This window comes from Chryseomicrobium aureum (assembly GCF_043182735.1).
GTDB classification, from domain to species: domain Bacteria; phylum Bacillota; class Bacilli; order Bacillales_A; family Planococcaceae; genus Chryseomicrobium; species Chryseomicrobium aureum.
Genome location: NZ_CP171117.1, coordinates 1,602,618 through 1,616,341 on the forward strand (window position 1 = coordinate 1,602,618; position 13,724 = coordinate 1,616,341).

13 protein-coding genes are annotated in these 13,724 nt (G+C 41.8%); all 13 read right to left on the reverse strand.

Annotated features, from left to right (window positions below; all coding sequences use genetic code 11):
* Positions 1–25: 25 nt before the first annotated feature.
* A complete protein-coding gene (gene hflK, locus ACF3OH_RS08395) occupies positions 26–985 on the reverse strand; it encodes an FtsH protease activity modulator HflK (RefSeq protein WP_392454045.1) in 960 nt (319 codons plus the stop codon).
* A gap of 169 nt (positions 986–1,154) precedes the next feature.
* A complete protein-coding gene (locus ACF3OH_RS08400) occupies positions 1,155–2,372 on the reverse strand; it encodes a carboxylate--amine ligase (RefSeq protein WP_204590313.1) in 1,218 nt (405 codons plus the stop codon).
* A 14-nt stretch (positions 2,373–2,386) separates the two neighbouring features.
* The gene (pnpS, locus tag ACF3OH_RS08405) at positions 2,387–3,808 is read right to left on the reverse strand and encodes a two-component system histidine kinase PnpS (protein WP_392454046.1); all 1,422 of its coding nucleotides are present in this window, start codon (positions 3,806–3,808) and stop codon (positions 2,387–2,389) included.
* The gene (locus ACF3OH_RS08410) at positions 3,805–4,509 is read right to left on the reverse strand and encodes a response regulator transcription factor (protein ID WP_392454047.1); all 705 of its coding nucleotides are present in this window, start codon (positions 4,507–4,509) and stop codon (positions 3,805–3,807) included. The genes pnpS and ACF3OH_RS08410 overlap by 4 nt, the downstream gene beginning before the upstream one ends.
* 48 nt (positions 4,510–4,557) lie before the next feature.
* A complete protein-coding gene (locus ACF3OH_RS08415) occupies positions 4,558–5,034 on the reverse strand; it encodes a MaoC/PaaZ C-terminal domain-containing protein (protein ID WP_204590310.1) in 477 nt (158 codons plus the stop codon).
* A 103-nt stretch (positions 5,035–5,137) separates the two neighbouring features.
* Positions 5,138–6,403, reverse strand: coding sequence for an NADP-dependent isocitrate dehydrogenase (gene icd, locus ACF3OH_RS08420; RefSeq protein WP_204590309.1), 1,266 nt, complete (start codon positions 6,401–6,403; stop codon positions 5,138–5,140).
* 73 nt (positions 6,404–6,476) lie between these two features.
* Complete coding sequence (gene citZ, locus ACF3OH_RS08425) at positions 6,477–7,592, reverse strand: citrate synthase (RefSeq protein ID WP_204590308.1); 1,116 nt, start codon at positions 7,590–7,592, stop codon at positions 6,477–6,479.
* A gap of 347 nt (positions 7,593–7,939) precedes the next feature.
* The gene (locus tag ACF3OH_RS08430) at positions 7,940–8,326 is read right to left on the reverse strand and encodes an FxsA family protein (RefSeq protein ID WP_204590307.1); all 387 of its coding nucleotides are present in this window, start codon (positions 8,324–8,326) and stop codon (positions 7,940–7,942) included.
* A 12-nt stretch (positions 8,327–8,338) separates the two neighbouring features.
* Entirely contained in the window at positions 8,339–10,099 is a 1,761-nt protein-coding gene (pyk, locus tag ACF3OH_RS08435; RefSeq protein WP_204590306.1) for a pyruvate kinase, read from the reverse strand.
* Positions 10,100–10,117: 18 nt separating this feature from the next.
* On the reverse strand, positions 10,118–11,077 hold the full coding sequence (gene pfkA, locus ACF3OH_RS08440; protein ID WP_392454048.1) for a 6-phosphofructokinase: 960 nt from the start codon (positions 11,075–11,077) through the stop codon (positions 10,118–10,120).
* Positions 11,078–11,248: 171 nt separating this feature from the next.
* On the reverse strand, positions 11,249–12,202 hold the full coding sequence (accA, locus tag ACF3OH_RS08445) for an acetyl-CoA carboxylase carboxyl transferase subunit alpha (RefSeq protein ID WP_392454049.1): 954 nt from the start codon (positions 12,200–12,202) through the stop codon (positions 11,249–11,251).
* Entirely contained in the window at positions 12,196–13,059 is an 864-nt protein-coding gene (accD, locus tag ACF3OH_RS08450) for an acetyl-CoA carboxylase, carboxyltransferase subunit beta (RefSeq protein WP_204590303.1), read from the reverse strand. The genes accA and accD overlap by 7 nt, the downstream gene beginning before the upstream one ends.
* Positions 13,056–13,688, reverse strand: coding sequence for a FadR/GntR family transcriptional regulator (locus tag ACF3OH_RS08455; RefSeq protein ID WP_204590302.1), 633 nt, complete (start codon positions 13,686–13,688; stop codon positions 13,056–13,058). The genes accD and ACF3OH_RS08455 overlap by 4 nt, the downstream gene beginning before the upstream one ends.
* Positions 13,689–13,724: the final 36 nt, after the last annotated feature.

Genomic DNA, 13,724 nt, shown 5'->3' on the forward strand with positions numbered 1-13,724 from the left:
GAGACAAACTTTGGATCTTTATCGGTCATTCATTATCCGTCCCTTCTGTTACGACTGGTGCAGCTGCACGAGGACCCGTTAATGGTAGGTACGTCATTGGTCCATTGTCGCCATTCATGATGTAGAGTTGTGCATTCGGAAGCACCGCTTCTAACGTTTCCAATATCAAACGGTCCCGCGTGATTTGTTCGTTTTGCGCGTATTCCGCATAGAGCTCATTAAATAATGCTACATCTCCGCGCGCTTGTTCGATGCGAGCAATCTTTTCTCCAGTAGCATTTGAGATAATGGCATCTTTTTCACCATTTGCTTCTCCAAGGCGTTGATTTTCGTAACGACCAGCTTGGTTCACTTTAATATTTTTTTGTTCTTCAGCATCACGAACTGCAGTGAAGGCCTGACGCACTTCTTCATTCGGAAGTTCAACGTCTTGTAGGTTTACAGATAAGACTGAGATGCCGATATCGTATTTTGTTACAAGGTCAGCTAGTAGATCGCGTGTGGAAGCTTCAATTTCTGCTTTACCAGAAGTTAATGCATCGTCAATACGTGAGCTACCAATTACAGATCGAATGGAAGCGGATGTTGCAGAGTGCAACAATTCCCTCGGGTTTTCTGAATTGAAAAGGTAATCACGTGGATTTGTAATACGCCACTGCACCACGAGGTCAGCAAGGACGATGTTGTCATCCCCTGTAATCATTTTTGTTTCATCATCATACGAAACGATTTCACCGTCTGCTGTTTGTTGATAGCCAAATTGAAGGCTAAACGTTTCTTTCGACAATTTTTCAACAGTCTGGACTGGCCATGGCATTTTGAACTTTAGCCCTGGTTCTGTAATCGGGTCACCTGCATCACCGAATGTGATGACAATAGCTTGTTCAGATTCGTCCACTGTATACCATGAGGTAGCAAGTGCAATAAGTAGGAAGAGTCCAGCAATCGACACACTGATAATTGTAAGTACGCGTTTTGTAGTCATTATGTAATCTCCTTTCAGTTGTCTGTACTTTATACGGACGACCTTCTGGAAAGTTTCATAAAAAAAGAAAACCGAGCCAGCATTTGCCGACTCGGTTTCCTTTTTCCAGTTTGGAAAAGGGGTTATCTTTATAATAAGCGAACATTGTAAAGGACATATGAAGCGCTTGTTAAGATTCCCACTGATTATTCTTATACTTCCGGTAATAGTTCACCTGACGGGCAACTAAATAGAATTTCCGTTTAAAGTTTGTATCGCCTTTATAAAACATCGGGTTGCCCCATTTGCCTTGGCGAATCAACTTTCGGCATTCTTCATTGATGGCATGGTTATCGACAAACTTTTTCAGGACAATTTTAGGAACGACTGTAAACAAATACTCCGTATTCAAATAGGTCAGTTCTTTCTCAACACCTAGTAAAATATCGTCAACAAAGTATTTTGCCATGTTGTGCCCACAAGCCGTTGTGTAGTAGCTTGATCGTCCTTGGCGAATATTGACTTCAAACACTTTGTACTTACCGTCACGTGCATCGTATTTTAAATCAAAGTTTGCAAAGCCTTGATAGCCGACTGCCTCTAAAAAGTGTTGCAACTTTTTCATCAGCTCTTCATCATAGCGCGTCACTAGTGCTGTATAATTTCCGATAGCTGTCACGGTATGTTCTTGTAACACAACTTGCGCAAGCGTCCCAAGCTCAGATTTTCCGCGAGAGTTCACATAAAACACGGAGTCCCACATGAACGTGTCGTCCCCTGGGATGAAGTCTTGAATAATCATGTCTTCTTGATAGCCAGACGCATTCACTTGATCAAGGACGTGTTGGAGCTCTTGTTTCGATTCAACACGGTAGACTTTTTGTTGCCCAGGGAATTTATTTTTATAATATTCGACTCCATTACTTGGTTTGATAATAACGGGGTATTGGATGTCTTTATCAAAAATCCCTTGCTCTTTACAGCTATAGAAATACGTATCCGGGGTGTCCAATCCGTGTTCGTCGCAAAGTCGATAAAAATTCTTTTTCACGAGCAAATCGTTCATTAGATCTTCTGACATGTAATTGAATACATACCATTGACGTAATTGTTCTTGATTTTCAATAATTAAACGTACATAAAAATCGTTTGTTCCAATGAGTACAAGCTGCACGTCTGGCTGTTGGTACTTCTCTGCTACAGAACCTAGAATCGACACAAATGCATCTTTGTTCCATAAATCTTTATCATATTCAATCGCTCGAGGAATCGAGCTTAAGCTCGTAAATGACATCTCTTCTTTTCCTACGAGTACGGAGTGAACTCCGTATTCTTCATGAAATGAAATCGCCATATTGTAAGCATTCATATCTGTTCCTATAATGACCGGTAAAAACTTCTGTTGCATAACTTTCCTCCAAACTAGGAAGTGACTAAAGGGATATACACTTTGAATGTTGTTCCTTTTCCAACTTCACTTTCTACTTCTATTTTTCCATTGTGTGCTTCTACTAAATGTTTGACGATAGCGAGTCCAAGTCCTGTTCCCCCGCTATTTCGTGACCGTGCTTTATCTACACGGTAAAACCGCTCAAAAATTCTCGGAAGTTCCTCAGGACCCATACCAATCCCTTCATCTTGAATGATCAAAATACCGTATTGCTGGTATTTGTCACTTCTTAGGGTGATGGCGGTGCCTGGACTTGAGTACGTTATAGCATTACTCACTAGATTGACGACAATTTGTAGCAAACGGTTCTCATCGCCTTTTACAAGCAGTGAGTCATCTCCTTCAATGAGTGGATGAATTTCTTTTGCTTCAGCCGATTGCCTTGTAATCTGGAGAGCTCTCTCAAAGAGAGTTTGTACAGAGACCGCTGTTTTTCGCATTTCAAATTCCTGCTGTTCCATTTTTGAAAGGTCAAGTAAATCATCAATCAACAATTGCAGACGGTCGCTCTCTAGTTTAATGATTTCTAAGAACTCTAGCAAGGTCTCTTCCTTTTGATAAGCGCCGTATAGTAATGTTTCGGTGAATCCTTTAATCGATGTGACCGGTGTTTTGAGTTCATGTGATACGTTCGCCACGAAGTCTTGACGCACTTTTTCAAGGTGTTTCAGTTCGGTGATATCGTGAATGACGATGACCATGCCCAACCATTTACCGTACTCTCCGATAACCGGTGCTCCGTAACACTCTGTATACCGAAAACCCTTCGCTGTATTTAAGCGTAATTGTTTTCGTGTTGGCGTTTCTGTCATCAAGAGCTGATAAGCAAATGATTCTAAATCTTTAGGAAGGCCAATGTCTTGATAGTTTTTGGAACGAACTTCTTTGAACTGTAAGCCAAATAACTGGCCAAATGTTTTGTTCATGATGGAAATCGTACCAGATCGACCAAGTACAATCAGACCCGAACCCATTGTCTCAATCAATGTTTTTAGTCGCTCTTGCTCACTTTCACGCTGTTGAGACATCTCTTGAAGATTCCGTGCTAAAACGTTTAGAGAATGGCTAAGTGTAGTGATCCCTGTCAGATCATCTTCAAAAACACGCGCTGTGTAATCGCCATCAGCAAGCTGCAGCGCCGTCGTTGAAATATCATCAAATGGCTTAATGTAACGAGTTAGTACTCTACTCGCTACCCATAAAGAGACGAGATAAAACAGTCCAAGAACGACAAACAATACGATATAAAAAATATAAAGGTCTTCACGCTCTACCTGCAATCGCTGGGCGAAAACAATTGGAAAAAGCTGTCCTAAGACGACGCCGAGAGCAGCGAGCATCACGGCATACAGGACAGCAAAGACGAAGAGGAGTCGACTATAAAACGTTCTCATCCTCTTTTCGGCTCCTCAAATTTGTACCCCAATCCACGAATCGTTTTGATGTAGAAAGGTTTGCGACTATTTTCCTCGATTTTTTCACGAACATGACTGACATGAACATCCACAATACGTGTGTCACCTGCAAAATCGTAATTCCAAACCGAACTCAACAGCTGATCACGTGTTAATACGCGGTTTTTATTTTCAACCAAGTACACCAATAGCTCAAATTCTTTTGGCGTAAATTCAAGACTCTCGCCACTTTTCAAAACCTCAAAACGGTCTGGATAAATGACAAGATCGCCAAACTGGTATTTCTTTTCACCTGATGAATCGAAGCCTTCGTTAATACTGGAGCGTCGAAGAAGAGCTTTCACACGTGCAAGTACTTCCCGTGGACTGAATGGTTTCGTCATATAATCATCGGCTCCAAGCTCAAGCCCCAACACTTTATCAAATTCAGCATCTTTCGCTGTTAACATGATGATAGGCACTTGGTTTTTTTGAAGGCGAAGATTTTTGCATATATCCATTCCATCCATATGCGGAAGCATCCAATCCAATAAAATAAGATCCGGATTTTCCTGCTCCGCTTTTTCAAGCCCTTCACGACCATCTAGTGCATTGATGACTTCATAGCCTGCCTCTTTTAAATTGTACGTCAATAACGTTTGAATCGATTGTTCATCTTCAATAACAAGAATTTTAGCCATCGTCTTTTCCCCCTCAGTGATATGAAAACCCCTTTTCAAACCTGAGTATTAGAAATTCTCCATTGATTGTTCCATCATTCGATTTGAAAGTCTTGGCGGAAGCACCTGTAACTCCCCAACAACCACGACTTTTTGTTGCTCATTTTTCGCTTCGACTGCCACAGTAATTTTATTGTTGGCAGCGTCTACTTCTTTCACCTCAAAAATAAATTCAAGCGTATCATAGTGATAGCTTGCATGAGGAAACGAGAGAATTTGTTGGAAGACGTGTGAACCAGGACCTGGCATATATTTCGACACAGCGGATGTGACAATACCAGTGAGCATGATCGTTGGCACGACTGGCTTTTCAAATGTGGTTTTCATGGCATAGTCATGTTGTATGTAAAGCGGATTTGCATCATTTGTAAGACCTAAATAAAGTAGTAAATCTTTATCTTCTATTTTTTCAGTGATGACGAGCTTTTCACCGACTGAGATATCTTCTATTTTGCGCCCTAGTTTTCGCTTCTTCCCTAATAACACGGACAATTCCTCCATTCTTCCCTTTGATTCTAGTGTATCAAGAAAGGCAATCTGTCGCTAGTCAAATAAAAAACCGGACCCAAAAGGATCCGGTAAAAAGCAATTACATGTTTTTGATTAACTCGTCAGCGAACTCCGAACATTTCACTTCTGTAGCGCCGTCCATTAGACGTGCAAAGTCATATGTTACAACTTTAGAAGAAATTGTTTTCTCCATAGAGTCCATGATTAGTTTCGCAGCTTCTGTCCATCCAAGGTGCTCAAGCATTAATACTCCTGAAAGGATTACTGAAGATGGGTTTACTTTATCAAGACCTGCATATTTCGGAGCAGTTCCGTGAGTTGCTTCGAAGATTGCGTGACCCGTTACATAGTTGATGTTTGCTCCTGGTGCGATTCCGATTCCACCTACTTGTGCAGCAAGTGCATCTGAGATGTAATCTCCGTTCAAGTTCATTGTAGCTACTACATCGAACTCTTTTGGACGAGTTAAGATTTGTTGTAAGAAGATATCAGCAATCGAATCTTTTACTAAGATTTTGCCTGAAGCCAGTGCATCGCTTTGCGCTTTGTCAGCTGCTTCTGTCCCTTGCTCTTCTTTAATTTTATCGTATTGGTTCCAAGTGAATACTTTGTCGCCAAACTCTTGCTCAGCCACTTCATAGCCCCAGTTTTTGAAAGCTCCTTCAGTGAACTTCATGATGTTCCCCTTGTGAACAAGTGTTAATGATTCGCGGCCTTCTTTGATTGCATACTCAAGAGAAGCACGTACTAAACGCTTTGTTCCCTCTTCAGATACAGGTTTGATCCCGATACCAGAAGTTTCAGGGAAGCGGATGTTTTTAACGCCCATTTCACCTTGTAGGAAATCAACAAGTTTTTTCACCTCGTCAGAACCTTTCGCGTACTCGATACCTGCATAGATATCTTCTGTGTTTTCACGGAAGATGACCATGTCTGTATCTTCTGGACGACGAACTGGTGAAGGAACACCATCGAAGTAACGGACTGGACGTACACATGCGTACAGGTCAAGCTCTTGACGAAGTGCTACGTTCAATGAACGAATTCCGCCACCGATTGGTGTAGTAAGAGGTCCTTTGATTGCTAAAAGGTACTCATCAATTGTGTCTAGAGTTGCTTGTGGTAACCACTCACCTGTTTGGTTGAATGCTTTTTCTCCAGCTAAAACTTCTTTCCACTGGATTTTTTTCTCGCCACCGAATGCTTTTTCAACAGAAGCATCTAATACGCGAACTGCTGCGTTCCAGATATCTGGGCCAGTTCCATCACCTTCGATGAATGGAATTACTGGTTCGTTTGGTACGTTAAGTACACCGTTTTCTACTGTAATTTTACCGTTTGTCATTGTAGTAGTCTCCTCCTAAAGGTCATGAGTAAAGGGCTAGACGCATAAAATGCGGTAGCCCTCGTCGTACTGATTAGCGCTCGTCAATCGGTACGTAAGTCTGCATGCCAGGTCCTGTATATTCAGCACGTGGGCGAATTAGACGGTTGTCTGAATATTGCTCTAAGATATGCGCTGTCCAACCAGATACACGGGAAACCGCGAAAATTGGTGTGAACAAATCGTGATCAATATTCAATGAGTGATACACGGAAGCCGAATAGAAGTCCACGTTTGGTGGAAGTTTCTTCTGGCCAGTTACCAACTCTTCAATTTTAACAGACATCTCGTACCATTTCGACTCTCCACGTAAAGCTGTCAATTTCTGTGACATTTCGCGAAGGTGTTTAGCACGAGGATCGCCGTTGCGATATACGCGGTGACCAAAGCCCATAATTTTTTCTTTGTTGTCGAGTTTGTTTTGAATATAGCTCTCTACATTTTCAACTGAACCGATTTCAGAAAGCATTTTCATTACTTGTTCGTTTGCTCCACCGTGAAGTGGCCCTTTTAGTGCACCGATTGCAGCTACAACACCTGAGTACATGTCTGAAAGTGTAGCTACACAAACACGCGCTGTAAATGTAGAAGCGTTTAGCTCGTGGTCAGCATGTAGAACTAGTGCTTTATCGAACGCTTCGATTTCAATTGCTTCTGGCTCTTTACCAGACAACATGTATAAGAAGTTAGCAGCATATGTTAAGTCCTGACGTGGTTGTACTGGCTCTTCACCTTTACGCACACGTGCAAATGCTGTTACAAGAGTTGGTAACTTTGCTTGTAGTTTGATTGCTTTTAAGTAGTTTGCTTCGTCTGACATATCTTCAGCTGCCTCATCAAAAAGACCAAGCATCGATACTGCCGTACGTAGAGCAGTCATTGGGTGAACAGATTGACTATCATATGTTTTAAAGTGAGCTAACACTTCCGCTGGTACTGCCATATGCTCAGCTAGTTGCTGCTTCAATTCTGCTAATTCATCGTGCTTTGGAAGACGTTTGTGCCATAAAAGGTAGACAACTTCTTCAAAGCTTGCGTTGTTCGTTAAATCATCAATGTCATAGCCTACGTAAGTCAACGTATCGTCAATAATTGAACTGATCGCTGATTGCGTTGCTACAACACCTTCAAGTCCACGTGTGGATGTCATGTGTCTCTCTCCTTTGAATTGTTTCTATGTACCTCTCAACAACCTTACCTTTCGTATTATAGCTAATTATGGCGGGTTTGTGAATGAAAACGCTTGAATTTATAAATAAATAACAATTGTGCGACAGTTCATTCCCTAAATATTTGAAAAGATTGGATGTAATTGATGAGTCCTTCTAGCAAAAAAATACTATTCTTTGGTAGTTCAGTTGTACTCGTTCTTTTTTTCCTACAATTTGTGACACCCGTTTATACTGCTCTTTTTCTAGCCTTTGCTTTATCCCCTATAATGACCTGGGCTAAAGCACATCACAAAAAAAGCCTGACCAGTAAACTGGCCAGACACGATTAACGCACAACAATAATATTCCCTTTACGGATTTTACGTTGGATGAATCGATTGATAGCAGGTCGATACAGTTTTCGAGTTGGCGCTAACAGTAGCGTAATTCCAATGACATCTGTCAAAAAACCTGGTAGCAGCACTAGAACTGCTCCAATACCAATTAATACACCATCCACTACGGTATTGGCAGGATGCTCTCCTCGCTCAATCTGTTTGGGGAGTTCTTTAAAAGCTTGAATTCCTACAGTGCGAACTAAATAAATTCCCACGATTCCTGAAACGAGAATCAGCCCGAGCGTCCATAAGACACCGATCGCCTTACCAACTGTCAGAAAAAGAATGAGTTCGACGATAGGAAAAAGAACAACGGACAATAGAATCCATTTCACGTCATCACGTCCTTAAATAATATGGGCCTGACCGTGATAAATTGCACCAGACTCTGCATCTATTGTAATTTCTTGCTCGTCTTCAATCAAGGAAGTCGCATTCTCTACTCCTACGATTACTGGTTTACCAAGTGTTAAACCTACAACTGCTGCATGGCTTGTTAAACCACCTTCTTCAGCAACGAGGCCTGCACAGTTTTCAATTGCTGGTACCATCTCTTTATCTGTACCGACTGTAACCAAAATTTTGCCCTGCGCTCTTTCAGGATCTGCTATTTCACCAGGTTTAACAACATACGCATTACCGATCGCAGTTGTTTTTCCGATTCCTTGACCTTTAGCAACCATGTCACCTATAACATGGACTTTCATAAGGTTTGTTGTACCAGCTTTTCCGACAGGAACACCAGCAGTGATGATGACCAAATCACCATGTGACACGTAACCATGTTCTAAACTCTCATCAATCGATGTTTCTAAAATTTCATCCGTCGTATGTGCTTTTGCACCAATAATTGGATAGACACCCCACACGAGTGTTAGTTGGCGTGCAGGTCGAGGAGAAGGTGTTACACCGATGATTGGAACACCAGGACGGAATTTTGAAATCATTTTTGCTGTGTGACCACTTTCCGTTGGTGCTAGCACTGCTTTTACATTTAAGTTAAGGGATGTATGCGCAACTGCTTGACCAATTGCATCCGTCATGTTGACACCACGTTTTTTGCTCAGTTTTCCTACAACTGAACGATAATCGACTGCTTTTTCAGTACGTACTGCAATTTTATGCATCGTCTCAACTGATTCTACTGGATACATCCCAGCAGCTGTCTCACCTGAAAGCATGATTGCATCTGTTCCATCTAAAATTGCGTTTGCAACGTCAGAAGCTTCTGCGCGTGTTGGGCGTGGGTTACGTTGCATCGAATCCAACATTTGCGTAGCTGTAATAACCGCTTTCCCAAGTTGATTACATTTTGAAATCAATTTCTTTTGAACAAGAGGCACTTCTTCAGCAGGTATTTCAACGCCTAAATCTCCACGGGCAACCATCAACCCGTCCGATACTTCTAGAATTTTGTCGATGTTGTCGACACCCTCTTGGTTTTCAATCTTTGGTACGATTTGAATATGGCTTCCACCATTTTTCTCAAGTAACTCACGAATTTCTAATACATCCGAATCGCGACGCACGAAAGATGCGGCAATGAAGTCAACGTCTTGTTCGACTCCAAATAAGATGTCTTGTGCATCTTTTTCTGTAATTCCTGGCAATTGTACAGATACACCTGGGACGTTTACACCTTTGTTGTTCTTAAGAGTTCCTGCATTGATAATTGTTGTGTGGATTTTCCCAGCTTCCATGTCGATGGATTCTACGCGAAGTTCAATCAAACCATCATCCAATAAGATAATCGAACCTGGAGTAACATCTTCAATCAACTTATCATACGTAATCGAGAAGACTTCATTGTTCCCAAGAACTTCTGTTGTTGAGATGGCAATCTTTTGTCCTGTTGCCAATTCAATCGCATCATTTTCCATTTTGTGTGTGCGAATTTCAGGCCCTTTTGTGTCGAGTAAAATACCTACAATTTTGTTTAATCGTTTTGATACTTCACGGATGCGCTGAATACGAGCACCATGTTCTTCATGACTTCCATGTGAAAAGTTTAAACGTGCAACGTTCATGCCTGCTAAAATCAACTTTTCTAACATTTCCTCGCTTTCACTGGCTGGTCCAATGGTACATACAATTTTTGTTTTTCTCATGTTTAATTAGCTCCTCGCTTAGATAGATAATTCTTTTGATAGATGATACATGGATAGATCTAAATCATGTTGCCCTTCGAAAGCTTCTTTCATATCATAATCGACCACTTTATTGTGGCGTAAACCGATTGCACGTCCGCCTTTATTTTGTAAGAGCACTTCAACTGCTTTTGCTCCGAACTGGCTGGCCATTACACGATCGCGCGCAGAAGGTGTTCCTCCTCGTTGGATATGTCCAAGAACAGACACACGCGTATCCATCGATGTATACTCTTTAAGTTTTGCAGCAAAATCGTTTCCACTCATCACGCCCTCAGCTACAACAATAATACTATGTTTTTTTCCGCGTTCAGAACCGCTTTCTAAGCGTTTCACTATGGACTCCATCGATTCGTTCACTTCTGGAATCACAATTGTTTCCGCACCTCCAGCAAGTCCTGCCCATACAGCAATATCACCAGCATCACGGCCCATCACTTCAATGATAAACGTGCGCTCATGAGATGTTGCGGTATCACGGATCTTATCGATCGCTTCTACCACTGTATTGAGTGCTGTATCAAATCCTAACGTATAATCCGTACCTGGAATATCATTATCAATAGTGCCTGGAATACCAACACATGGAATACCATGATTTGTTAAAACCATAGAACCTTGATAGGATCCGTCTCCACCAATGATGACTAAACCATCGATTTCATGCTTTTTAATTTGTTCTAGAGCTTTTTGTTGCCCTTCTTTCGTACGGAACTCTGGACAACGTGCGGAATACAGCTTCGTTCCACCACGCTGAATGATATCTCCTACGAAACCAAGGGTCATCGGTTCAATTTTACCTTCAATCAAACCCTGGTAGCCGTTATATATGCCATAAACCTCAAGTCCTTCATAAATCCCTTTTCGAACGACTGCTCGAATAGCTGGATTCATACCAGGTGCATCTCCACCACTTGTTAATACAGCAATTCTCTTCACAAGAAATCCTCCTCGCGTCACCATTTCTTCATTTAGCTTATCATGCAGGATGTCAGATGTCTAAGTTGTGAAACAATGAGAACGCTTTATTTTCAGAAATATTTTCATTGGACAAAAAAACCTTTTCTCGTTTCCGAAAAAAGGTAGGTGTATCTTTAAAACCATGCGATTCTAGGACGAAAATGATCCCATCTTCGCAAATTTTTCGTAGCGTTGCTCCACTAATTGCTGCGCATCTAAAGAAGAGAGTTCGCGTAAAGAAGACACAATTGCCTCTTTTACAAATACAGCTTGTTGCTGCTGATCTAGATGTGCACCGCCCCTCACTTCTGGAATGATCTCATCGATGATTCCCATCTCTTGAAGGTCAGCTGCTGTTATCTTCATAGATTCTGCGGCCTTTTGAGCTAAGCTCGCGTCTTTCCAAAGAATTGAGGCTGCTCCTTCTGGAGAGATTACTGAATAGGTGCTGTTTTCAAGCATGTGCACGTGATTTGCTACACCTAGTGCTAACGCTCCTCCACTACCGCCCTCACCGATAATAATACTTACGACTGGAACTGAGAGATCCGCCATTTCAATTAAGTTTCGTGCAATGGCCTCACTTTGCCCACGTTCTTCTGCCGCTTTTCCAGGGTATGCGCCTTTTGTGTCAATCAAACAAAGGATAGGACGACCAAATTGTTCCGCTTGCTTCATTAAACGCAATGCTTTTCGGTAGCCTTCTGGATGTGGCATCCCGAAGTTACGGCGCACGTTTTCTTTCGTGTCTCGTCCCCGTTGGTGTCCGATAATTGTTACGGGATTGCCATTTAACTTCCCTAAACCGCCTACGATTGCGGCATCATCTCCGTAATTACGATCTCCGTGCAATTCGATGAAATCTTCAATTAAAGCATCAATGTAATCATACGTAGTCGGGCGCTCAGGATGGCGTGCAATTTGGACGCGGTCCCAAGGTTGAAGATTCGAATAGACATCTACACGGAGTTCGTGCAAGCGCAGTTCTAGCTTTTCAATTTCTTCGGATAAATCCACATCAGCGTCTTCTGTATAGGATTTGAGTTCAGTAATTTTTGCTTGGAGCTTTTCAATCGGTTCTTCAAACGATAATGTTTTTACCATTTGACTACCTCCTTACTGTGCAAGGCTACTAAAGTTGAGAGAGTTTGTTTCAATTGATGGCGATGAACTACAGCATCGAGCTGTCCTTTTTCAAGTAAAAATTCTGCAGTCTGAAAATCTTCCGGTAATTTCTCTCGAACTGTCTGCTCGATTACGCGACGACCTGCGAATCCAATTAATGCTTTTGGTTCAGCTAAGTTAATATCTCCCAGTGAAGCAAAGCTTGCAGAGACACCACCTGTTGTCGGATGCGTCAAAACTGCTACATATAATAAGCCTTCATTTCGGTGACGGTTTAATGCAACGCTTGTTTTGGCCATTTGCATCAGTGAAAGAACGCCCTCTTGCATGCGTGCACCTCCACTTGCTGTAAACAAGATGAACGGTAATTTGTGTTTTGTTGCATATTCAATGGCACGTGTGATTTTTTCACCGACAACAGACCCCATTGAGCCCATGCGGAAAGTTGAATCCATGACACCAAGAACCACCTGTTGGCCTTCCAACTTGCCAGTCCCTGTCCAAACCGCTTCGTTTAAACCTGTCTTCTTTTGATCCGACTGAATCTTTTCTGTATAACCTGGGAAGCCTAGTGGATTTGTCGTTTGAAGGTCTGTATCAAATGATTGTTGTCCTTCCTCCTCGAGTAAAAGCGCTACTCGCTGCTTAGCATTTAATGTATAGTGGTGTTCGCAGTGTGGACATACCCATAGATTTGCTTCAATTTCTTTGGTGAATGTATTTTTTTTACATGAAGGACACTTCATCATTATGCCTTCTGGAACATCATTTTTATGTGTTTTTCTTGGGACAGTTGCGTACTTCACTTTATTTTTTGCAAATAGTTCTCGAATCATTCAGTCTCTTCCCCTTTCAAATCACCTTGCCACTGTTCTAGCAACTGATGTGCCTTGGGCCAATCCGTTGTTTCAATGGCTGTCAGGAGCTTCTCCCACACCACTCGGTCTTCATCAGTTAGAGATGTACGTAGTGGATTGCTGCTGTATTCATTAAGTAAAAGCCAAATTTTTAATGCCAATCGATTACCAGAAGCAATGATCAATTCTTTTACTAGCCATTCTTGCTGGATGTCATCTGTTGTTTCTAAAGCTTTTTTTAGTCCTACAAGATTTAGTGCATTTTGAGCACTCATTTCAAATAGCGCTTGTTTTTCAAGTGCTTGTCTTGTAGAAAGAATGTCTTCTAAAGACTTGGTATCTTTTAAAATAAATGTCGCAAGGACTTCTACTAATTTATGTTTACGAAAGTCTGCTAAAAAAGTTCCTTCTCCGCGTCTAGTTTCAATTAGTCCAAGTAATTCAAGGCTTCGTAGTGCTTCTCGAACGGTGGACCGACCGACTTCTAAACGTTCAGCTAATTCGCGCTCGGACGGGAGTTTCCCTCCGATTGGAATGCGTTGTTGCTCGATGATTTCTCGAAGTTTACGGACAATCTCAGTAAATAGTTTAGGTGAAGCATTCGTCATCTCGTCACCTTTTTCCATTTTTTTGAAAGTGGTCTG